18 protein-coding genes and 1 pseudogene are annotated in these 22,870 nt (G+C 62.1%); 11 read left to right on the top strand and 8 right to left on the bottom strand.

What is annotated here, in order from left to right; genetic code table 11:
* Positions 1-78 precede the first annotated feature (78 nt).
* Positions 79-2,316: a tRNA(Met) cytidine acetyltransferase TmcA gene (gene tmcA, locus NBT81_RS06880; protein ID WP_338742037.1), complete on the top strand. Its 2,238-nt coding sequence runs from the start codon at positions 79-81 to the stop codon at positions 2,314-2,316.
* 55 nt (positions 2,317-2,371) lie between these two features.
* Here the strand turns inward: tmcA and NBT81_RS06875 are convergent, their stop codons facing one another.
* The 4 genes from NBT81_RS06875 to NBT81_RS06860 all read right to left on the bottom strand — a co-directional run bounded on the left by NBT81_RS06875 (position 2,372) and on the right by NBT81_RS06860 (position 6,611).
* Positions 2,372-3,115 carry a GNAT family N-acetyltransferase gene (locus NBT81_RS06875; protein ID WP_338742035.1) on the bottom strand — a complete coding sequence of 248 codons (744 nt, stop codon included), beginning with the start codon at positions 3,113-3,115 and terminating at the stop codon, positions 2,372-2,374.
* Between the two features lie 54 nt (positions 3,116-3,169).
* Positions 3,170-3,499 carry a ferredoxin family protein gene (locus NBT81_RS06870; RefSeq protein WP_338742034.1) on the bottom strand — a complete coding sequence of 110 codons (330 nt, stop codon included), beginning with the start codon at positions 3,497-3,499 and terminating at the stop codon, positions 3,170-3,172.
* Positions 3,500-3,548: 49 nt separating this feature from the next.
* Positions 3,549-5,222, bottom strand: coding sequence for an aldehyde ferredoxin oxidoreductase C-terminal domain-containing protein (locus tag NBT81_RS06865; protein ID WP_338742032.1), 1,674 nt, complete (start codon positions 5,220-5,222; stop codon positions 3,549-3,551).
* Between the two features lie 75 nt (positions 5,223-5,297).
* Positions 5,298-6,611: an aspartate aminotransferase family protein gene (locus tag NBT81_RS06860; RefSeq protein ID WP_338742031.1), complete on the bottom strand. Its 1,314-nt coding sequence runs from the start codon at positions 6,609-6,611 to the stop codon at positions 5,298-5,300.
* A gap of 208 nt (positions 6,612-6,819) precedes the next feature.
* On the opposite strand from NBT81_RS06860, the gene NBT81_RS06855 reads away from it, so the two are divergent.
* Positions 6,820-7,008, top strand: coding sequence for a hypothetical protein (locus NBT81_RS06855; protein WP_338742030.1), 189 nt, complete (start codon positions 6,820-6,822; stop codon positions 7,006-7,008).
* Between the two features lie 114 nt (positions 7,009-7,122).
* Here the strand turns inward: NBT81_RS06855 and NBT81_RS06850 are convergent, their stop codons facing one another.
* Positions 7,123-8,838, bottom strand: coding sequence for a glutamate--tRNA ligase (locus tag NBT81_RS06850; RefSeq protein WP_338742029.1), 1,716 nt, complete (start codon positions 8,836-8,838; stop codon positions 7,123-7,125).
* A gap of 173 nt (positions 8,839-9,011) precedes the next feature.
* Here NBT81_RS06850 and NBT81_RS06845 point away from each other — a divergent pair, with 173 nt between their 5' ends.
* Positions 9,012-9,734, top strand: a complete 723-nt coding sequence (locus NBT81_RS06845) for a fumarylacetoacetate hydrolase family protein (RefSeq protein ID WP_338742027.1) — start codon at positions 9,012-9,014, stop codon at positions 9,732-9,734.
* On the opposite strand, the gene NBT81_RS06840 is transcribed toward NBT81_RS06845, so the two are convergent.
* The gene (locus tag NBT81_RS06840) at positions 9,731-10,687 is read right to left on the bottom strand and encodes a D-2-hydroxyacid dehydrogenase (protein ID WP_338742026.1); all 957 of its coding nucleotides are present in this window, start codon (positions 10,685-10,687) and stop codon (positions 9,731-9,733) included. The genes NBT81_RS06845 and NBT81_RS06840 overlap by 4 nt on opposite strands.
* A 111-nt stretch (positions 10,688-10,798) precedes the next feature.
* Here NBT81_RS06840 and NBT81_RS06835 point away from each other — a divergent pair, with 111 nt between their 5' ends.
* Positions 10,799-12,172 carry an NAD(P)/FAD-dependent oxidoreductase gene (locus NBT81_RS06835; protein WP_338742024.1) on the top strand — a complete coding sequence of 458 codons (1,374 nt, stop codon included), beginning with the start codon at positions 10,799-10,801 and terminating at the stop codon, positions 12,170-12,172.
* A gap of 564 nt (positions 12,173-12,736) precedes the next feature.
* Here the strand turns inward: NBT81_RS06835 and NBT81_RS06830 are convergent.
* Positions 12,737-13,405 carry a hypothetical protein gene (locus tag NBT81_RS06830; protein ID WP_338742023.1) on the bottom strand — a complete coding sequence of 223 codons (669 nt, stop codon included), beginning with the start codon at positions 13,403-13,405 and terminating at the stop codon, positions 12,737-12,739.
* A 203-nt stretch (positions 13,406-13,608) separates the two neighbouring features.
* On the opposite strand from NBT81_RS06830, the gene NBT81_RS06825 reads away from it, so the two are divergent.
* The 3 genes from NBT81_RS06825 (at position 13,609) to NBT81_RS06815 (ending at position 16,829) form a co-directional block, all read left to right on the top strand.
* Positions 13,609-15,897, top strand: coding sequence for a PAS domain S-box protein (locus NBT81_RS06825; RefSeq protein WP_338742022.1), 2,289 nt, complete (start codon positions 13,609-13,611; stop codon positions 15,895-15,897).
* Between the two features lie 277 nt (positions 15,898-16,174).
* Positions 16,175-16,663, top strand: a complete 489-nt coding sequence (locus tag NBT81_RS06820; protein ID WP_338742021.1) for a type II toxin-antitoxin system death-on-curing family toxin — start codon at positions 16,175-16,177, stop codon at positions 16,661-16,663.
* A 25-nt stretch (positions 16,664-16,688) separates the two neighbouring features.
* Entirely contained in the window at positions 16,689-16,829 is a 141-nt protein-coding gene (locus NBT81_RS06815) for a hypothetical protein (protein WP_338742020.1), read from the top strand.
* Between the two features lie 274 nt (positions 16,830-17,103).
* Here the strand turns inward: NBT81_RS06815 and NBT81_RS06810 are convergent, their stop codons facing one another.
* Positions 17,104-17,769 carry a winged helix-turn-helix domain-containing protein gene (locus NBT81_RS06810; protein ID WP_338742019.1) on the bottom strand — a complete coding sequence of 222 codons (666 nt, stop codon included), beginning with the start codon at positions 17,767-17,769 and terminating at the stop codon, positions 17,104-17,106.
* Between the two features lie 122 nt (positions 17,770-17,891).
* On the opposite strand from NBT81_RS06810, the gene NBT81_RS06805 reads away from it, so the two are divergent.
* The 4 genes and pseudogenes from NBT81_RS06805 to NBT81_RS06790 all read left to right on the top strand — a co-directional run bounded on the left by NBT81_RS06805 (position 17,892) and on the right by NBT81_RS06790 (position 22,825).
* Positions 17,892-18,188 carry a hypothetical protein gene (locus NBT81_RS06805; RefSeq protein WP_338742018.1) on the top strand — a complete coding sequence of 99 codons (297 nt, stop codon included), beginning with the start codon at positions 17,892-17,894 and terminating at the stop codon, positions 18,186-18,188.
* Between the two features lie 56 nt (positions 18,189-18,244).
* Complete coding sequence (locus tag NBT81_RS06800; RefSeq protein WP_425498664.1) at positions 18,245-19,435, top strand: ISH3 family transposase; 1,191 nt, start codon at positions 18,245-18,247, stop codon at positions 19,433-19,435.
* 231 nt (positions 19,436-19,666) lie between these two features.
* Positions 19,667-19,834, top strand: a pseudogene (locus NBT81_RS17310) (GAF domain-containing sensor histidine kinase); the annotation flags it as partial.
* A gap of 183 nt (positions 19,835-20,017) precedes the next feature.
* A complete protein-coding gene (locus NBT81_RS06790) occupies positions 20,018-22,825 on the top strand; it encodes a PAS domain S-box protein (RefSeq protein ID WP_338742015.1) in 2,808 nt (935 codons plus the stop codon).
* The last annotated feature ends 45 nt before the right edge of the window (positions 22,826-22,870 follow it).

Genomic DNA, 22,870 nt, shown 5'->3' with positions numbered 1-22,870 from the left:
CACCACCGTCACCACGTGACACCGACGTCACCGGTCCGGAGGACAAGGCCCTTGTTCGCAGCCGCGGTACGGCGGTCCATGGACCTCGCTGCCACCGTCGCCGCCCTCGTCGCCGAGGCACGGCGGGCGAACGAGCGGCGAATACTCGTTCTCGCCGGCGACCGCGACCGCGGCCTCGACGCCACCCAAGACGTCCTCGAGGTGTTGGACGACCTGACCGCGACGGTGGTCACGACGCGGGAAGGCCGGGGCGACCGTGTCCGCCCAGACGACGCCGCTCGTCTCCTCGGAGTCACGCGCGAGGCCGTCGTCGTCGACGCCCACGAGGGGTTCACCGCGAACGTCCTCGGCCGTGTCGTCGGTGCCGTCGACGGCGGCGGCCTCCTCGTCCTCGTCACGCCGCCGCTCGACGACTGGCCGGCCCGCCGGACCGACACGGACGAGCGACTCGCCGTCCCGCCCTTCACCGTCGAGGACGTGACCGGACACTTCCGTCGTCGCCTCGTCGAGACGCTCCGCGAGCATCCGGGCGTCGCCGTCGTGGACGTGGACCACTGGACGCTGGAACGCGACGGTCTGACCGACCCGCCGCCCGCCCGGTCCCGGACGCCGACCGCGGTCCCGGACGCCGCCGCCTTCCCGCCGGCGGCCTACGAGGCCTGTCTCACCGCTGATCAGGTCGACGCCGTCGCCGCGCTCGAACGCCTCCGGGAGCGTGGCGTCGCCGTCGTCGTCGAGGCCGACCGCGGGCGGGGGAAGTCCGCCGCCGCCGGCCTCGCCGCGGGGAGCCTCGCCGCCGAGGGTCGGGACGTCCTAGTCACGGCCCCCGCGTACCGGAACGCCGAAGCCGTCTTCGACCACGCGGCCGACCTGCTCTCGACGCTCGGCGAGTCGAGCCACGACGAGGAGGCACACGTCCTGTCGCTGGGTGAGGGTCGCGTCCGATATCTCGACCCCGCGGCGGCGGTCGACAGTCCGGAAGAACCCGACGCCGTGATCGTCGACGAGGCGGCCGCCCTCCCCGTCGATCGGCTGGCGACGTTCGTCGAGGGGTCCGATCCGCCCGCGACGGCGTTCGTGACGACCGTCCACGGCTACGAGGGGACCGGCCGCGGCTTCGAGGTGCGCTTTCGCGACCGACTCGCGGCGGACGGTTGCGAGGCCGTCGACGTCCGTCTGGACGACCCGGTCCGCTACGCCGCGGGCGACCCCGTCGAGGTGTGGGCATTCCGTGCGCTCCTGCTGGACGCCCGCCCCGCCGTCGATCCCCTGCTGGCCGGGACGACGCCCGCCGACGCGACCTACCGGACGCTCTCGCCGGACGCGTTGCTCGACGACGAACACCTGCTCCGGGAGGCGTTCGGCCTCCTCGTCCTCGCCCACTACCGGACGGAACCGGACGACCTGGCCCGGCTGCTCGACGCGCCGAACCTCCTCGCCCGGGCACTCACCGTCGACGGCCACGTCGCCGCCGTCGCCCTCCTCGCCCGCGAGGGTGGCCTCCGGGAGTCGCTCCGGACCGAGATGTACGAGGGCGCGCGCGTCCGAGGAAACATGCTCCCCGACGTGCTGACGAGCCAGTTGCGAGACCTCCGCGCGGGCGTCCCCGTCGGCTACCGGGTGTTGCGGATCGCGACCCACCACGCGGTTCGATCCCGGGGATTCGGCTCCCGACTCCTCGAGGGCTGTCACGACGAGTTCGACGACGAGGTCGACTGGTTCGGCGTCGGCTACGGCGCGACCCCACGGCTGGTGCGGTTCTGGCGGCGGAACGGCTACCGAACGGTCCACTGCTCGACGACGCGAAACGCCGCGAGCGGGGAGTATTCGGCGGTGATGCTCCGGCCGACGAGTCGGGCGGGCCGGGACCTACGGGAGCGACACGGCCGCCGCTTCCGGCGACGGATGCGCGACGCGTGCTCCGACGCGCTCCGTGACCTCGACCCGGACGTGGCGCGGGCGGTTCTCGGGGCGACGGCGACGGGCCACTCCCCACGGCTCACCGACCACGAGTGGCGCGTCGTCGCCGCCGCGGCCGACGGCCCCGGCCTCTACGACGCCGCTCCCGGGGCGTTCCGAGAGCTCGCGCTCGCCCACCTCACGGCCCCCGACGCCGACCTCTCGGCTCGCGAAGAGCGGTTGCTCGTCCGCAAGTCGCTACAGGGCCACACCTGGGAACGGGTCGCGGCCGACCTCGACTACGTCTCGACGCGGGAGTGCATGCGGTCGCTCGGCGACGCCTACCGGCCGCTGCTGGACCGGTACGGGGGCGAGATCGCGGACGAGGAACGCCGTCGGTACGAGACGACCGAGTGACCGTCGTCGCACACCCGGTCGCGGGACCGCGTGCGATCGGGTGTGGGAAACGGGTTCAATCGCGATCGGAGAGCCACGTCGCCAGCATCACTTCGTCGACGTAGTCGCCGTCGATGCGGTAGTGATCCTCGCGGATGGCCTGGATCTCCCAGCCGCAGGATTCGAGGAAGGTGACCGCGGATTCGTTGGTCGACGGGACGCTGTTGTACAGTTTCTCGAAGTCGTGCTCTCTCGCCCACCGAACACCGCGGTCGAGCAACGCACCGCCGATGCCGTTGCCACGGTGGTCGGGGAGGAGCCCGACCGTCAACACGGCGGTGTGAGAGAGTTTCTCCATCTCGGGCAGGTCGAGGTGGACCCAGCCGACCACCTCGTCGTCGACGGTGGCGACGAACACCATCCGCGACCGGACGTCGTTGTGCCGGAGGATCACTTCCTCGTGGTCGAGCAGGTCGGCGACCGTCTCGGCCTCGATGTACGTCCCCTCCTCCGCCACCTCCCGGATGACGCCGATCAACCCCGAGAGGTCCGACTGCTCGGCCGCCCGGATGGTGTAGGCGAGGCCCGTGGTATCGTGGTGCTCGGCCGTCTCTTCTTGGTACGCGACGCGGAGGTGGTTTCCCTCCCGGCGGATGTAGCCGTCACGCCGCAACACGGTGACGTGGTGACCGAACGCCTCCGGATCGAGGTTCAGCGCCCGGCGGGCCTCGCCCGCACGGACGGTCCCGTGGGCCTCGACGTACTCGTAGACGTCCCTGCGGTCCTCGTGGTCGAAGTGTAGCCGTTCGGTCAGTTCCATGTTGACGTATACCACAGTCACCGACTTAATTATTCGTGCTGGACAGCAGTCGCCTCAGATGCGGTTCTCGCGGGCCGGATCGACGTCGATGGCGTCGACCGGGCAGACGTCGACACAGAGCATGCAGTCGATACACTGGTCCTCGTGGGTGGGGTGGGCCTTGACCTCGCTCTCGGGGTGGTCGGGCGAGTCGACCCACTCGAAGACGTCGACCGGGCAGTCCTCGAGGCAGGCCCCGTCGGCCAGACAGATGTCGAAGTCGACAGCGACGTGCGTGCCGTGGATGCCCAGTTTCGTGGGCGGATCGACCGGGCCCCAGACGGCGACGCCGTCCTCCTCGTCGACCTGCTCGCGGGTCCGTTCGAAGTTCGGATCGATGGCCATGCCACCACTCCGCGGCCCGGACGCATAAACCTGTGACCGAACGGTTCGGTCAGTCCGCACTCGCCGGAAGCGATCCGTCCGGGACGACCCCCTCGTCGGTCCACCCGCGGGCGTCGTAGTACGCGTCGAGGGCCGTCTCGAAGTCGGGGAGGTCGTAGGGAAGGGCGTCGTCCGCCCGGTCGAATCCTCGATGGTTGTTGAAGTGACGTTCGAGTTCGACGACGCGGCCGCCGACCGCGAGCAGGTCGTCGAAGTCGGCGTCGAACAGCGCCTCGAACCGCTCCTCGGTCATCGTGCCCCGAGAGAACCGACAGACGACACCGCAGTCCTCCAGTGCGCGCTTGTTCTCCAGTTCGACGAGGCGGCGGGCCTTGGCCGGCGAGAGCCCCTCGGGTGCGAACGCCTCGTCGTCGTCGACGAGTGGGTACTCGTAGGCGTAGAAGGTCGCGTACATGTGGTCCGCGCCGCGGTTCGCGGTCGCGAACCCGAGTCCCTGGCCGTGGAGTGTGCGACCGTCGTGGGCGGAGAAGGTCATCCCCTTGACCGTCCAGTCCTCGACGCCCAGGTCGTCGTGGAACCGGTGGATACCCTCAGCGAGGAGGTCGCCGTCCCCCTCCCGACGAGCGATCTTCTCGACCGTCTCGTGGATCAACTCGGAGTCGCCGAAGGCGTCGTTCGCCTGCAGGTAGGCCGCCACCGCGTTGCCACAGGAGATGGTGTCCATCCCGAGGCGGTCACAGAGGTCGTTGGACTGCATGATCGAGACGATGTCGTCCACCTCGCAGTTGCCGCCGAAGGCCATGATCGTCTCGAACTCCGGGCCCTCCGTCTCGACGCCCGCCGCCTCGTCTTTCGTCGGCAACTTGCAGGCGAAGGCACACTGCGAACAGGTGCCTTTCTTGTACTTCTTCGCCTCCACCGCGTCGCCGTTGATCGTCTCGAACCCCTCGTAGCGGACGTCCTCGAAGTACCGGGTCGGGAACGTCCCCATCTCGTTGGCGAGGTCGGTGACGCTCGCGGTGCCCTGACGTTTCATGATGTGGTCGCTGGTCGCCGCCTCGCGGTGGATCGCCCCCGCCTCGGCGTCGATGTCGACCGTCGGTGCGGCGTCGCCGTCGAAGGTGAGCAGTTTCACGCCCTTGGCCCCGAGGACCGCCCCGAGGCCGCCGCGACCGAACGCCCGTGTCTCACTCGTCATCAGCGAGGCGAAGCGAACCTCGTTCTCGCCCGCGGGGCCGATACAGACGACGTGGTCCGGGCCGAGGTCGTGTTCGTCCTCGACGTACGACGTGACCTCGGGGACCTCCGCACCGGCCAGTTCCGGCACTTCCTCGAACTCGACGCCGTCCTCGCGGACGTGGACCGCGAGGAGGTCCCGACTCGCCCCGACCAGTTCCACGACCGCGTTGCCGGTACCGAGCAGGTTCCGGGAGACGAACCCCCCGGCGTTCGACGAACACAGCCCGTCGGTCAGCGGCGAGACGGCGGTGGCCGAGGCGCGTCCGGTGAAACTCATCTCCGAGGCCTGCATCGGCCCTGTGGTGATGTAGAGGCGGTTCTCCGGGCCGAGCGGGTCGACGTCGAACGGGATGCGGCCGTGGGCGAGGCGGGTGGCGACGCCCCGACCGCCGATGTAGTCGGCGAGGACGTCGTCGATCGACTCGGTCGCGGCGCGTCGGGAACCCACGTCGACCGTGCGAAGCGGTCCCTCGATGTGGAGCATGGTCGGAGACGGGTGGGCCGCGATATTAAACGGTGGCCCTCACGTCCACGGTCGTGTACCCGACCACTCCCCACGTCAGCCGAAGACGGCCTCGACCGACGCGTCGAGGGCGTCGACCGCCTCGTCGATTTCGGCGTCGGTGACCGGGAGCGGCGGCGAGACGATGATCTGGGTCCGTGGCCGCCCACCACCGATCAGGACGCCCCGATCCTGGGTCTCGTCGATCACGTCGTCGACGGGGTTGTCGCCCGACTCGATCCAGGGGTTGAGAAACGGGTCCCCGGTGGCGGGGTCGGTGAATTCGACGGCCCACAGCAGTCCCCGGCCGCGAACGGTGCCGACGGTGTCGTGGGCGGCGAGTTCGCGGAGTCGGTCCTCGAGGTGCTCGCTCCGTTTCCGGGCGTTCTCGATCATGCCGTCGGCGTAGGCGTCCATGGCCGCCCGACCCGCGGCACACGCGAGTGGATGGCCGGCGAACGTCTGGCCGACGTCGATGCCGGCGTCGTGGAGGTGCTCGGTTATCTCCGGCCCCGCGATCACGCCCGCGAGGGGAACGTACGCGCTCGTGGCCCCTTTCGCGAAGGTGAGCAGGTCGGGCACCACGTCCTCGGTGTCGACGCCGAACCACTCCCCACACCGGCCGAAGCCGGTGATGACCTCGTCGGTGATCAGGAGGATTCCGTACTCGTCACAGAGGTCGCGCACGCGCTGGAGGTAGTCCGCCGGCGGCGGGTACGCACCGCTCGTCCCGCCCACGGGTTCCATCAGGATCGCCGCGATGGAGTCGGGCCCCTCGTTGTGGATGACGTACTCCAGATGGTCGGCGGCCTGTTCGGCGACCTCGGCCGGCGTGTCGCCGTCGAACGGGGACCGGTGGGTCAGCGGCGGGAGGAACTTCGCCGCGCCGCCCGTCTCGACCTGTCTACCCATCGCGTTTCGCGTCTCGGGATCGCCCGTCAGCGACGCCGCGCCGTAGGTCGCGCCGTGGTAGGACTGGTAGCGTGTGAGTACCTTCCGGCCACCGGTGTACTCGCGGGCGAACTGGACGGCCGACTCGTTGGCCTCGCTCCCCGACACCGAGAAGAAGACGTTCGAGAGGTCTCCGGGGGCGACCTCGGCGAGCCGTCGGGCGAGCGCCGTCCGTTCGTCGTTGTCCTTCGCCGAGGAGACGTAGGCGATCCGCGAGGCCTGGTCGGTGATGGCGTCGACGATCCGTTCCTCGCCGTGGCCGGCGTTGACACAGTAGAGCTGTGAGGCGAAGTCGAGATACGCCTCCCCGCCGTCGTCGTAGACGGTGACGCCGTCGCCGTCGACGAGCGTGAGTACGTCGTCGTCCGTGTACCAGTGTGGGATGGCGTTCGATTCGGTCGTCGGAGAGGTGTCCGCCATGCCCGGCCGTTGGCGACGCCGACAATAAACGTTCTGTCGGGTGGTCTCGGCTACTCGCTGCCCGTCTACCACAGTAGCGCTTGGAACCGATCGCACCCGGCCTCGCGATCCGGTTGCACCGACTTACACCCGCTACGAGAGACGGCACCCGGAGTTGCGAACGCTCAAGTGACAAAATAACTGAGCCAGCCGTTCGAGTAGTACGGGTATGGCCCCCTTCGACGTCGAATGTCCGTGGTGTGGGCATAAAAACCAAGTCGCACTCCCGAAGGGGACGGAGCCGGTCGAAGTGAAAAGAGACGGGATCACCAGCATCTTCAATCGCTCGCAGCGCGAATCGTTCTGGTGCAACAACCACGACGAGTGTGGCGGGAAAGTTAACGTGTACTACGAGTAGTGTCGTGGCCGGTTCTACGACGGGCCGTCCGTGACACCGACGGCGGTGAGTGGTTCGAGACGGTCGCTACCTCGAGGTCGGTGACGGCCCGTGTCGACGACGGACGGTCGGTGGCTACTCGTGAGCGAAGTACGCGACCGATTCGTCCTCGTCGTGCCGGTCGACGCGCGCGAACCCGACGCGCTCGAACTGGACGACGTCGTCGACGGCGGTGTCGGCGAACGCGGGTTCCGCGACGCCGGTCACGTCGCCGTCCATCGTGCGCAGGCGGACGGGGACCCCGCCCGTCGCGGGAACCCAGTGGACCACCGGAACACCCTCCTCGCGGACGGCGCCGATGTCGTCGCCGACGTACTCGAAGTCTCCGTCGGCGTGCCGCACGCAGCCAAAGCCCTTCAGCCAGACGCGGTCGCCGGCCGACGGCACGTCGTCCGGTTCGACGAGGACGCCACCCAACACCGGTATCTCGCGGCGACCCCGCTCCTCGTGGTCGGGGTGGACGGGCGGGTGGCCGGCGTCCGGGCCGCCCGAAACCGTCTTCTCGACGCCGTCACGGACGAGGAAGTGCCGGTCCGCGCCGTCGTCGATCAGGTCGCGGTTGTTCGCGTAGACGGCGCTCATCGACAGGTCGACGTTGGTCGTCGAGGTGCCGAGTTCCACCATCGCGTCGACGATGGCCTCGCCACGGATACCCCGTCGTTGGAGGCTCGCGAGGGTGGGCGCGCGCGGGTCGTCCCAGCCGTCGAGGGTGCCGTCGTCGATCAGGTCCTTGATCGTCGAGGTGGAGAGTTGCACGTCGTAGGCGTCGACCTGGACGTGCCCCCAGTGGACCACCTCGGGGTACGTCCAGTCGAAGTAGTCGTAGACGAAGCGCTGGCGCTTCGCGGAGTCCTGGAGGTCGATGCCGCGGATGATGTGCGTGACGCCCGTGAGGTGGTCGTCGACGCCCGACTGGAAGTCGAGCATGGGCCAACAGCGGTAATCCGCCGCCTCGGGTCGGGGATGGGGGCGGTCGATCATCCGGAAGGCGACCCAGTCCCGCAACGCGGGGTTCTTGTGGGTGATGTCGGTCCGAACGCGGAGGGTCATCTCGCCGGCCGAGAACTCGCCGTCGACCATCGCCTCGAACTCCTCGCGGGTCCGCCCGGCGTCTTTCTCCCGGTGGGGACAGGCCTCGCCAGCGTTCTTCAGGTCGGAGAACTCGGCTTGCGGACAGGAGCAGGTGTAGGCGCCGCCCAGGTCGATCAACTCACGGGCGTGATCGTAGTACGTCTCCAGACGGTCGCTCGCCCGGATCACCTCGTCGGGGTCGAATCCGAGGTAGTCGATGGCTCCGAGGATGGCGTCGTAGGCGTCGAGATCCGGGCGCTTCGTCTCGGGGTCGGTGTCGTCGAACCGACAGAGAAAGCGGCCGCCGTACCGCTGCTTGTACGTTCCGATGACCGCGGGCATCCGAGCGTGGCCGAGGTGCCACGGGCCGTTGGGGTTCGGTGCCGCGCGCATCACCACCTCGTCGTGGTCGTCCACGTTGGGTAGGTCCGGCAGGGGGTGGTCGTCGCCCTCGTCGTCGGCCTCGAGTTCGGCCAACTGCTCGGGGGCCAGTTCCTCGAGTTCCGCGCGACGCTTCGCCGCCGAGAGGTCGTTGACCTCGGCGACGACGCCGCCGACGACGCCCGGAATCTCGTCGGCGTGTTCCCGGAAGTCGGGGTTCTCGCCCATCAGCGGGCCCATAACCGCACCGACCTCGGCGTCGCTGCCGTGCTTCACGGCGTTCAAGAGCGCGTGTGTCCGCGCCGCTCGCTCGACACGGTCGCGCAGTTCGGAGTTCATTACACCACCCTACCGGCCCACGGGTAAAAACTGGCGTGGATCGGGGGCCGCTGGTAGGGGTGCGGTATGTGTTACCGAGTCACACATAAAACGCTTGCGGGGGTCGACGACGGGCGCATCGAGCCGATGGGGAATCCACAAGCGGTTTGTCGGGTGGGCGGGACCGACGGTGTATGAAACGCACACGCATCGCGGTCGACGGTGAGATTCACGCCGGCGAGTACCGGGACGGAGTCGTGGAGACGGACGCGGGGGCGTTCGTCGTCGGCGAGGACGGCCACCTCGCACCACCCTGTGAGCCCTCGGCGCTCTACTGTGTCGGCCGGAACTTCGCCGAGACGCTCGACCAGATGGAGTACGACGTCCCGGAGCAGCCGTCCTTCTTCATCAAACCGCCGGCGTCGGTCGTCGCACACGACCGACCGGTTCCGTACCCCACGTTCTCCGAGGAGGTGACCTACGCGGGCGAACTCTGTGCCGTGATCGACGAGCAGTGTCACCGGCTCGACGCCGGCGAGGTGCCCGACGTGGTTCGGGGTTACACGATCATGAACGATCTGGACGCCCTCGATCAGCCCGGGCGCACGGCCCGAAAGGCCTTCGACGCGTCCGGTCCGCTCGGCCCGTGGATCGAGACCGACCTCGATCCCCACGGGATCGACATGCACACCGACGTGAGCGGGGAGCGGCGACAGGAGGCCAACACGGAACTCATGCTGTTCGACCCCCACGAGATCATCGCCTTCCTCTCCGAGCGGTTCACGTTCCGCCCGGGGGACGTGATCGCCTTCGGCAGTCCGGCGAACCCCGGCACCGTCGAGCCGGGCGACACCGTCGAGATCACCTACGAGGGTGTCGGGACCCTTCGAAACGAGATCACGCCCCCGGAGCGTTAGACGACCTGGTTCTCCAACCCCTCGGTCCCTCCCGTCTCGTCCATCCGCCGGAGGTTCTCGGCGAGGATGTCCGCGAGGCGGTCGTAGTACTTCGGCGTGTTGCCGGCGTTGTGTGGCGTGATCTGGACGTTCTCGAACGACCAGAGCGGGTGGTCCGCCGGGAGGGGTTCGGGATCGGTCACGTCGAGTGTCGCGCCGCGGATGTCGGTCTTCCAGAGCGCGGTCACGAGGGCATCGGTGTCGACGATCGGGCCGCGAGCGACGTTGACGAGCAAGGCGTCGGCCTTCATCGACGCCAGCGCGTCGGCGTCGATCAGTCCCCGCGTAGTGTCGGTGAGGGGGCACGCGAGGATCACGTAGTCGGCGCGGGCGAGCGCCGAATGAACCTCGTCGAAGCCGACCACCTCGTCGGTCGGCCCGCCCTTTTCGGGCGTGTACCGGACGCCGATCGTCTCGACGCCGAAGGGATCGAGGCGGTCGACCAGCGACGTGCCGATGGCACCGAGGCCGACGACTGCGGCGGTGCTTCCCCGGAGTTCGCCGACGGGATACGCCTCCCAGTGGGCGCGCTCCTGTCGTTGCCACGCCTGCCGGAATCGGCGTTCGTGGGCGACGAGCGCGCCGACGACGTACTCCGAGATGTTCGGGCCGTGCACGCCGGCGGCGTTGGTGACGGCGACGTCGGCCGCCTCCAGTGCGCCGGTGTCGAGGTGGCCCGTCCCGGCGTACGCGCAGGCAAAGAGGTCGAGATTCTCGGCGAACTCCAACCACTCGGGGTCGAAACTGATCCCCGTCGCGACGCGCGAGCGCTCCAGCAGGTCGTGCTCCTCGGCCGGCGTGGTCGCGACCGCTACCTCGTGGTCGGGGAGGCGGTCACGAAGCTTCGAACCGTACGACTCGGGGGACATCCCGTGGACCTTCTGTCGCAGGACGACGACGTCGGGATCGGTCATGCGGGGGGATGTGACCGCCTGGGTGATAAGTCTACGAGGTTGGCACACATCGACACCGGCCTCCGGATCCGTTCCGGGCGATTAATACCGTCGCCGGCCGGGGAGTGTGGTATGGAACAGGTCGACGTCGCCGTCGTCGGCGGCGGTCCCGCCGGAGCAGCGGCGGCACACGGGGCAGCGGCGGCCGGCGCGTCCACGCTCGTCCTCGAGAAGGGGGTCCCACGCGAGGATCGGACGGGACTCGGCCCCGACTCGACCGACGCCGCCGGCATCCTCGACTACTGGGTCGACATCATGGACATCCACCCCGACGAGTTCCCCGACGGGGTCCTGCTGTCGGAACTCGACCGGGCCGCGTTCGTCGGCCCGTCCGAGTCCTGTGTCCTGCGGTCGACCGGTATCGACGCCACCTACGACAACTTCGGCTACACCTTCCACCGCGCGCGCTTCGACGACTGGCTCCGCGACCGGGCCGAACGGGTCGGGGCCGACTACCGCGTCGGCGTCTCCGTCCGTGACGTGGAGACGACTCTCGACGATGACCCGCGCCACGTCGTCCACACTGCCGGGGGCGACCAAGTCGGGGCCGACTTCGTCGTCCTCGCCGACGGTCCACAGCGCACCGTCACCAATCGCGTGGTGGATCGCTTCCTCCCCTATCCGGTGACCGACCGTCTCGGAACGACGACCGCCAACCACATCGCCTACCAGGAACACCGACGCCTTCCACCGGCCGTCGCCGAGGACCTCCGCGGCGCGATCACGTTCTGGTGGGGCTACATGCCCGGCCACACGGCCTACCCCTGGATCTTCCCCAACGACGAGGACGTGGCACGGGTCGGGCTGACGATGCCCATCGATCTCGACCTGTCGTCGGTCGCGAACCCGGAATCGTACGCGCTCCTCCGCCCGGACGACGAGTCGGTGCCCAGCGGGAGCGAGTACCTCCAGCGCCTCCTCGAACACGAGTACGGCGACGAGTACGACGTGCCCGGTGACTTCCCACTGGTCGAGGACCGGGGCAAGTCCAAGGGAACCGAGACCTACCCCATCTCCTCGACGCGGCCGGCCGACTCGCCGGTCGAGGCCGGCATCGCCCTCGTCGGCGGCGCCATGGGAACCACCTCCGCGTTCCACGAGGGGGGAGACCACGTCGCCGTCCGCACCGGGGCCATCGCCGGCGAGTTGGCCGGTTCGGGCGACCTCTCGGGGTACAACGACGCGTGGAAGGACGCCATCGAGGACGAGATCATCCGAAACGTGACCATGGCCGACATGGTCCGGGAGTACGACCCCGACGACTGGGATCGGGTCTTCCGGACCGCCCGCAAGATGGTCGCCGACGAGTCCGGCGCCGGGCTGTTCGACCGCCGGTTCGCCGCCGGGTGGGACGCGACGAAACTGTTCGTCCGCTACAAGTGGAACAAGCGGCGCCTCCGGAAAGGCGGGTACGTCTCCGTCGCCGAGGGCGACTACGTCTACTGACAGAGGTTAAACCGCTGGGGTGTGTACCGTCGGGTGCGTGCCTTCAGTCCCCGCCCGAGCACACCCACCAGGGCGCGATGACGCGCGGCGAACCCGGGCACGCTACATGGGTGATTCCACGAATCACCAGTGGGGTCGTCCATCGGACGGCCCGTGACGCCGTTACACGCATCCGACGGCCGCCCGGCACGAGGGTTAGCCGGCCGACTCGGCACGCCGCCAGGGATGAGGCCGGACGTTAGTGTTCCGGGCGTACATTTTAAGTATGCTGTTATAACTATTTATAAATAATATGTATTGCTTCAATTACGCTCTGCCGTTGAGATCGACCCTTCCGTATTAACCGCTCTTCCTACGTGTTTTGGAAAGATTCAATGATGACGGGCCCGGAATGAGGTCTGCCGGGAGTACTGACATCTGTCGGCTGTGGATGACCGTGGTGGATACAGAGCGCTTATCCCGCACAAGAGCGGTTCCAGACTCAGTCTATTCGAATCGGTTGGTACGACGGCAAGCAGTAGTCGGGATAGAGATCAATTTATCCAGTAGCTGTCACAAACCACACTATTCGGACGTTTCTCCGTCCAATATAGACTTGCATTCCTCAATCAATGACGGGTATTCGAATTGGCACTCTGACTGCAATCCAATTGCCAAAAATCCGTCATCAGTGTAAATTACGATCCGATTCAGTTTGGTGAACGATTGAACCTCGTAGCGGAGCTCACCTGTGATTTCAGCAGCCTTCGCATCGGTGTGACTGAGTTCCTTGATCAAGGTCTCTGAGGACTCCACAAATTGTTCCTCGGAATACTTGTCCCGCACCTGGTCTTGGAAATAGTACATACTGACAGTATTTCCGTCGTAACATCCCACTGCAGCTACTTTCTCCCGAACTTCTTGATGAAGATAGGCGACTATCTCTTGATGGGTGGAAGGAATATTAGCGATGTCGTTCTGCCAATGTATTCGGTTCGTATCTGACCATATTTCATCCCCGAACTCCGTCAATTCGTACAGTCGGCCTTTGCGTTGACTCTCGGAAACTGCGAGGCTGACAAGATCCTTCTCACGCAATTCCGACAACACCCGGGACACGTGTGGTTGTCGTATATCGGTTTTCTCCACAATCGAGGTGGGGGTGAGCTGGCCTGACTGAGAGAGTACTCGGATAACGCCCATCCGGTATTTTGAACGTGAAACGAAGGATTTCACATCCGGATCGTCAGCCATTCTGTATGGGAATGGATCCCAGAGAGAAAAGTCCTGATGAAGCTGAAGGTCATGGTGATTGTGATTCTAGTCAATAAACTATCTCTTAACCACTTGAATACCATAGTGTGAGAGGAAATGAACCCTATACCTACACGTCAATGGATTGGAATACAAGGACTTGAGGAGATCATCGACACAGGAGTAGTGGCAATTTTCTAACGATGGTGGATTCCACAGTAACCGATCATAAAACCCGTCAACGGCTCCATGAAATCGTTCGGAAGGATGTGCCATTTAATGAAAAAGCAAGCGAGGCGTTAGAGCTTGGCAAACAGTATCTCGGCGTGGACAACGGCTATCTCACTCAGATCGATCAAGAAACCGATCACTGGGAAATCGTCGTCACGACTGACACGGAAGACGGACAGGCCCAGCCTGATTCTGAACGAGAGCTTCAGGAAACGTACTGTTGTAAGACCATCGAAGAAGGCACCCCACTCGCGCTCCACGATGCAGCAAACCAAGGCTGGGGCGACGATCCGGCCTTCGAAATCAGCGGGCATCATACGCATCTCGGTATTCCACTCATTACTGAGGACGAACCCTACGGAACCGTCTGTTTTGCCGCACAAGAGCCTCGAACTGAATCGTTCACCGAGGCTGAAATGCAGTTTACTGACCACCTTACCCGATTGCTCGAACGCGAACTCGAAAAAGAACTCATCGAGGGCGAGCTCACGAAGCAAACTAACCTTGCCACGGTTCTTAACCGCGTCCTGCGGCACAATCTTCGCAACGACATCTCAGTCATTCGAGGCCACGCGGAACTCATGGCCGATCGGATAGATGATGATTCTGTCGGTGAAACCGTTCTCACCCACATCGACGACTTGATCGATTTGAGTCAGAAAGCTCGTATACTGGAAGAAATTATCACCACCAGTTCCGAACGACAGGCGACAGAGATTGGAAGCCTTATAGAGGAGATTGCTGCAGAGATTACACAGGAATACCCGGCAGCGCCGATCACTGTTGACTACGACACGAAAATTCAGGGGCGAGTGCTGCAGAACTTCGACCGGGCTATCGAGGAACTCATCGAGAACGCAGTCAAACACACCGGCGACAATCCCAGTGTTACGGTAGCTATCGAGATCGTCCCGAACGGTATCGAGATTCAGATTAGCGATACTGGACCCGGGCTTCCTGATCACGAAGCTGAAGTCCTCAACTCAGGGGTGGAAACACCACTCATCCACGGCTCGGGCTTGGGTCTCTGGTTGGCCTACTGGATTGTGACCAGCCATGACGGCTCAATCGATTCAGAGATCACGGAACAGGGGACGACCATGACGGTTACGATCCCTCGAAAGCCGAATGTTACTGTTCAACAACAGGTGACAGAAATCACGCGGTCGCGTGATAAGTACAAAACAGCCATCGAAGAAGCGACTGATGCGATCACTATTATTAATGATGAGAGCAGGATTATCGACGCAAACGCAGCAGCGAGTACGTTATTCGGGATAGAAACGAGGAAACTACTCGGCCGGTCGCTAACGGAATTTCTTCCTGACGAATTTGCGTTCGAATCCGAGTGGCAAGACATCGAAAAAGCAGGTGGTGAGAGTGAAACAACGACGGTAATCGGTGCCGATGGCGTGGAGAAAATTATTGAGTATTCAGGAACGGCGGGTATTATTCCTGGACAACATTTGCTCATCAGCCGGGATGTCACTGAACGCAGGGAGCGCGAACGTCGCTACGAGGCAATTTTCAACCAGACAAATCAATTTACGGGCTTGTTAGAGCCTGACGGTACAGTTATTGAGGTGAACGAGCCGGCTCTCGAATTTGGCGGTCTTGACCCGGAAGATGTCGTCGGAAAACCGTTTTACGAGGCGGCTTGGTGGCAGCGCGACGACGCCACCCAACAGGAGACCCAGGATGCGATCGATCGCGCCGCAGCGGGCGAGTTCGTCCGCTATGAGGTTGAGATACAAGGCGGTGAGGAAAATGCCATTATCGATTTCTCGATTCGACCGATAACCGACGAACAGGGTAATGTGACGCTGTTGGTCCCAGAGGGACGCGACATCACCGAGCGTAAGGAGCGCGAGGCGGAACTTCAAGAGACGAAACAACGCCTCGAACTTGCCTTGCAAGGAACGAACACAGGCATCTGGGAATGGAAGATTGGATCCGATGAAGTGGTTTGGAATGAGTCTCTGGAACGACTGGTCGGGATCGAACCAGGGACGTTCGGGGGAACCTTCGAAGCGTTCGCGGCGTATATTCATCCTGACGACAGAGAGAAAGCCACTGCTGCTGTCGAACAGGCCGCCGAAACCGAGAGTGGATTTCAGATCGAGTATCGCATCCAGAGCGACAATGACACACACATCTGGGTCGAGTCACGGGGTGAAATCTACGACGATAGCGACGATACCAAGCGGATGGTTGGTACCGTTACTAACATCAGCGAGCGCAACGACCGTGAGCGGACCTGACCCGGAAAACAGAGGCGATGGAGAAGGCATGTGCTGACTTGACGCTCTATCTCTTGCACACCATTCGTATCATCTGCTGGTGATTTCTAACAGACCCCACTAAATATGCCGTCTTTAGCTCCACCGGGCCTACTAGTAGATTTTCGCCCGGTAGTGTTCCGGGCGTACATCCTTTCGACAGTATCGGTTATCGACCGAACTGCCGTGTCGTGTTCCGCTGGGTGACGTTCATTCGTAGAGAGAAAACGATAGGTTAATCGAATGAGAACCCTCGATAATGACCGACTCGTTTTGGTATCCGTCGGTCGAAGAAGTCCTCGACATCCACGAGGACATTGTCTCGGAGTATGCAGATACCAGCTCAGGCGTCCACAATCGCGGAGATATCGAATTCGCACTGGAGTACGTCAGCGAGGGGAGCTTCGGGTCGGTTCCAGAGACGATTCACGAGAAGGCGTTTCATCTCCTTCGGCTCCTTGTTGCCAACCACCCGTTCGTGGACGGGAACAAACGCACTGCACTCAACACGACAACGGTGTTCTATCTACTCAACGGTCATCGATTCGAATACGACGAGGGAATCAGAGGGATACTGGTGAAGTTCGGCACCGACGAGAAGGCCGTCGATGAGGACGACGTGCTGGAATATCTCCGAGCACGCACGACTGAAGTCGATTTGGACGAGGTGATCGAACGATTGCGAGGCGACCTCGTAGAGTATGGACTCGAGCAACTGTCCGATGAATCAGCGGACCCGAACGATTAACGGGATTCGTGGTCAAGAGGTAGATATGGCAACGGAAGAGAAGACAGGCGAACGAACACCACTCGACGACGTGATGGAGGACATTCGTCGAGAACTCGTGTTGCGAGTCGCCAGGGCAGATCGGGACGAACACCGCGAGATCTACGACGCTCTCGAAAACGAATAGCGTTCTCACGTCCGTCTGTTTTCGATTCGCAGAAAGGTGATTTTACTGCTGGCGAGCCTACTAGTAGTTTCTCGCCCGGTAGTGTTCCGAACGTACATTTCGGGTGTACTACCGGAACTATCTATGAATAATGTGAAACACTCGACGACCGTCTATCGTCGAGGGAGATTCCGCCGTATTGACGCTCCTCCGCCTCGTAGGTAGAAATTATCAACACAACGGCGAGCAGCGACCGACGTTGATGTCGATTCTCCCGGATACGTCACACGATACGCTATTCGGACGCGTCGTTCAATATGGATTGACAGTCCTCTATCAACGACGGGTATTCGAACTGACACTCGGACTGCAATCCGATCGTCAAAAACCCGCCATCCGAGTAGATCACGATCCGATTCAGTTCGGTAAACGATTGGACTTCGTAACGGAGTTCGCCGACGATTTCGGCAGCCTCCGTGTCGGTGTGGCTGAACTCCTCGATCAGGGTCTCCGACGATTTCACGAACTGTTCCTCGGAGTACTTGTGCCGCATCTGATCGTGGAAATAGTACATGCTGACAGTACTCCCATCGTAATATCCCACTCCGGTTACTTTCTCTCCGAGTTCTTGGTGAAGATGGGCAACTATCTCTCGGTGGGTGGAAGGGATGTTAGCGACGTCGTTCTGCCAATGTATCTGGTTGGTTTCCGACCAGATCTCTTCACCGAACTCCGTCAATTCGTACAGTCGGCCTTTGTGTTGGTCCTCGGGAACTGCGAGGGAGACGAGACCCTCCTGACGCAGTTCGGACAAAGTTCGGGACACGTGTGGCTGTCGGATCCCCGTTTTCTGCGCGATCGAGGTCGGCGTTAGCTGGCCTACTCGAGATAGCGACTGGACGACGTTCATCCGGTACGTCGAACGCAAGACGAAGGATTTCGTGTCTGGATCAGTAGCCATTCTGTGTGTGAATCAGTCCCACGTGGAAAGTTTTGATGGGCTGAATCCTCAAGTGATCGTGATCTTATTCAATAAACGTGACTTTATACCATTTGGATACCAGAGCGTAGCGTACGCTAGAGATGGTGGAGCCCACACCGAGCGTTCACGAGGCCCGTCAACGACTCCATGAAATCGTTCGAGAGGATATCCCGTTCAACGAAAAAGCGCGCGAGGCGTTAGAGCTTGGCAAACGGTATCTCGGCGTGAACAACGGCTATCTCGCTCGGATCGATCGAGAGACGGGCCACTGGGAGATAGTCGTCGCGACCGACACGGCAGACGGACAAGCCCCGCTCGGGCTCGAACTAGAGCTTCAAGAAACGTCGCTAGTTGTCCACTCTGGCTCAAGAGACCAGTTTCTGACACGTAGTGATTAGAATGACGCGACTGAATCAGTCGCCTGATTCAGCCGCTGCCCGGATTCCTGTGTGTGATGGAGTTCCCAAGACTCAAACGCATCCTCACAGATCCGGACGAGTACATTTCGAGCAGCCAGTTGAAGTCTCTTAGCATGGAGTTGCTTGAGCTGATACCGATGGAAGGAATCGAGGGCTCCGGCCTCGATTCCGAGGAAATCATGGAAGTCGTCTTACGAGCTGCTGTTGACACAACCTCCGTCAACGGTGTCACGACGAACACTGAGGACACGCCAAACCGCGAGCCAGTGATGGACTGGTTGCACACCTTGGAGAAAGAGCCGATGCTTGATGCTGTCAACGATATCCTCGCACTGGTGGCGATGACGGTTCTCGACCGCGGCGGGTCGAGAACCATCTGTCTGGACTTCATGGACAATCCGTTCCACGGTCATCCAGACGACGAGGACGAGTTCAGGAGAATGGAAGCACGAGATGGAACCACGAAGTGTCACCGGTACTGTACTGCGTTCGTCATCGCGCAGGGAAAGCCACTCACACTGGCGGTTGAACCAGTTGACGGCGAGGACAGCAAGGCCGACGCGGTCGAGCGCGTGCTCGCCCGCGTCGAAACATACCCATTCGAGACCGACCAGATCCTCATGGACAGGGACGCCTTTGTCGGGGAGTTAATCGGTATTCTTCGGGAGACAGCACCGCCAGTCTTTCCGGTCATAACCCGGAAAGACTCGCTCCGGAAGAAACTCTCCAAGGCCGCGTCACACATGACCGAAGAGACGATTTGCGAAGGGAAAGAGCACGAACAGACGTATCCACTGGCGGTGAACGTTACCTATCAGAACGGTGACCGCGGAAAGTCTGGTGTGAAAGCGACAGGATACGCGGCGTACGGTCTGGAAGACCGCACGCCCGCGCAAGTCGCTACGACCTACAACAAGCGTTCACGGATAGAGAAGAGCTACGAGAAGTTCCGAGAAGCGCGTGCCCTGACAACAACGCCATCGACGACAATCCGGCTGTTCTACGTGGGCGTGGGGTTTCTGTTAGAGCAGTTGTGGCTCGTGTTACAGTGGGCCGTGCTCGCCCGACCACGGCGGGGCGGGCGAGCACTTCCGAAAACATTCGCGTTTGGTGACGCGTTTTTGCACGGGATCGAACGGGTGTTAGACGACGAACTCGGCTGGAAAGAGAAGTACCGGACTAACGGAGAAGGACTGCCAGCAGGATACGAACACGGACTCGGTTGAGCCGCCTCGCTTCGGCGAAGCGAGGCTGGCGAACAGCGACAGCTGTCTTCGGAGATCAGTCTGAACGACAACTACAGCCAAAACAATCCAGATTTGTGACTCTTCCTCAACTCTCCGTGGCGTCAGATGTGTACTTCGTCTCGTATCAGCGTCCTTACCGTGTTAGACCGGACTCTTGTTGCCGCCGCCATCAAGAGAGTGGACAACTAGCGAACGTACTGTCGTGAGACCATCGAAGACGACGTCCCCTTCGCACTCCACGATGCACCTAACCAAGGCTGGGGCGACGATCCCGCCTTCGAACGCAGCGGGCATCATACGTATCTCGGGATCCCACTCATCACCGAGGAAGAACCCTACGGAACCGTCTGTTTTGCTGCGGATGAACCCCGTTCTGACTCGTTTACCGAGGCTGAGACGCAGTTTGCTGACCATCTGACACGGTTGCTGGAACGCGAACTCGAAAAAGAGCTCATCGAGGGCGAACTCAGGAATCAAACCAACCTCGCCACGGTTCTTCACCGAGTCCTACGGCACAATCTTCGCAACGATATCTCCGTCATTCGAGGCTATACGGATCTCATGGCCAAGCAACTGGAGAACGATTCCGTCGGTGAAACTGCTCTCAGCCACATCGACGGCTTGATCGAGTTGAGTCAGAAAGCCCGCGAACTGGAAGAAGTCATCACCACCAACTCCGAACGACAGTCCACGGAGATTGGAACCCTTATCGAGGATATTGCCGAGGAGATCACCCGGGAATACCCGGCAGCATCGATCACCGTCGAATACGACGACGAAATTCAGGGGAACGTGCTACAGAACTTCGATCGGGCCATCGAAGAACTCATCGAGAACGCTGTCAAGCACAGTGGCGACGATCCCAGTGTCACGGTTGCGATCGAGACGGTTCCGAACGGTATCGAGATTCGGATTGAAGATAATGGACCCGGGCTTCCCGACCACGAAGCCGAGGTCCTCAAATCAGGGGTAGAGACGCCACTCACCCACGGCTCCGGCCTAGGACTCTGGTTGGCCTACTGGATCGTGTCTAGCCACGACGGATCCATCGATCCGGAGACCACGGACCACGGGACGACGATGACGGTTGCGATCCCCCGGAAGCCCGACGTTACCGCGCAACGACAGGTGACAGAGCTCACACGGTCGCGTGACAAGTACAAAACGAGTTTCGAAGAAGCGTCCGATGCGATTGTTATTGCCAACGACGACGGCAGAATTGTAGACGCGAACGAAGCAGCGAGTTCGATATTCGGCGTAGAAGACAACGAGCTACTCGGCCGATCGTTGACGGAGTTTTTCCCCGACGAATTTGCGTTCGATGCCGAGTGGCAGGACTTCCAAGAGACCGGCGATCAGAGAGATACAACGACGATAATCGGTGCCGATGGCGTCCAGAGAAGTGTCGAGTATTCGGGGACGTCGGATATTATCCCCGGTCAACACCTCTTCATTAGCCGGGATATTACCGAGCGCAAAGAGCGCGAACGGGAGTTGGAAGTAGCGGAGACCGTGTTCCAGAACGCCCAAGATGCACTCGTTCTCGTAGACGTTGTCGACGAGCAGGAGTATCGGCTCAATCGCGTCAACGAAGCGTTCGAAGCGCTCACTCCATATGACAGAGCCGATATTACTGGACTGAGTCCCCGAGAAATGCTGGGTGACGAGGTCGGGCGTGACGTACAGTCGCGGTTCGACGAGTGTGTATCGGGGCAGGAAACGGTTGAATTCGAGCAAGTGGTGCCAGGAGATGAGGAGTCGAGAATCTGGCAGGTGCGAGTAACGCCCATCACTCAGAATGGCGAAGTCACGCAACTGGTCCTAGTGATGCGGAATATCACGGAACGAAAAGAGCGTGAACGGGAACTCTCGATGGTGAGAGAGCGGTACGAGACCCTCCTTGAGGCGGCCCCCGACCCCGTGTTCGTTGCAGATGCTGAGACGGGAGAATTCATCGAGGTGAATGAAGCTGCCGAAACGTTGCTCGGAATGTCGAGTGACGAAATCATCGGGAGCCATCAGTCCGAGATCCATCCCTCGGAGCAGACCGAACTCTATCAGCAATTCTTCGAAGAACACGTCGAATCTGGTGAGTCGAAGCGGCGGCTTCCCGATGGATCACAGCCAACTATTGTAACAACCGAGGGGGAACGTGTCCCCGTCGATATCAGTGTTGCGACGGTCTCGCTCCCCGATGGCCCGGTGATCTACGGCATCTTCCGGGATGTCTCCGAACGGATCGAACGCGAGCAGGAACTCGAAGAGATCACACAACGACTCCAACTCGCCCTAGAGGGAACGGACACGGGTGTCTGGGGCTGGACTATCGGGACGGACGAGGTACGCTGGAGCGAGTCGCTGGAACGACTGGTCGGGATCGAACCAGGGACGTTCGAGGGTACCTTCGATGCGTTCGCGGCGTATATTCATCCTGACGACAGAGAGAGAGCCACTGCTGCTGTCGAACGGGCCGCCGAAACCGAGAGTCGATTTCGGACGGAGTATCGTATCCGGTGCGAGAACGACACGGACATCTGGATCGAATCTCGGGGCGAAGTGTACGACGATGGCGACGATACCGAGCGGATGGTCGGCATCGTCACGGACATCACCGAGCGCAAAGGCCGTGAAGCGGAGCTGACTCGAAAAACGGAGGCGATGGAGAAAGCACCGGTCGGCATAGTACTCACGGATCCGAATCAGCCGGACAACCCGCTGGTATACGCGAACGAACGCTTCTGTGAACTAACCGGATACGAAGAGTCCGAAATACTCGGACGAAACTGTCGATTCATGCAGGGCCCGGAGACCGATCCCGAACCAGTTGCCGAGATACGCGACGCCATCGACAACGAAGAGCTAGTGTCGACCGTGCTTCGAGACTACCGGAAAGATGGAACGGTGTTCTGGAATCACGTGACGATTGCGCCGATCAGAGACGAAGACGGTGAGGTCAGCAATTGGGTTGGATTCCAAGAAGATACCACCGAGCGTATCGAACGCGAGCAACGACTGGAGTTGGCCGAGACCGTGTTCGAGAACACCCAAGATGCACTGTTCGTCATTGATGTGACCGAGGACCGCGAGTTCTACATCGAGCGTGTCAATGCGGTCTATGAAGAGTTGACGGGGCGCTCGAACGACGAAATCGCCGGCAAAACGCCCACCGAAGCCGTTGGTGACGAAATCGGTAGTGAAATCGAGTCGCAGTACCGCGAGTGCGTGGAACGGCAGGGAACGATTCAGTACCCCGAAGTGATTCCAGTCGATGGCGAGCAACGGCAGTGGGAAACGAAAGTCACACCCGTAATTAGCGAGGGACGGGTCGACAAATTGGTCGGTGCGATGCGGGATGTCACGGAAGTATAGAAGAAGAACTCGTCCCGCATGTTGGGTACTGATACGCCGAATTAT

Source organism: Haloplanus sp. CK5-1 (genome assembly GCF_037201915.1).
Taxonomy (GTDB): domain Archaea; phylum Halobacteriota; class Halobacteria; order Halobacteriales; family Haloferacaceae; genus Haloplanus; species Haloplanus salilacus.
Note: the sequence above shows the minus strand (reverse complement) of the source record. Positions and strands in the feature narration are given on the sequence as shown.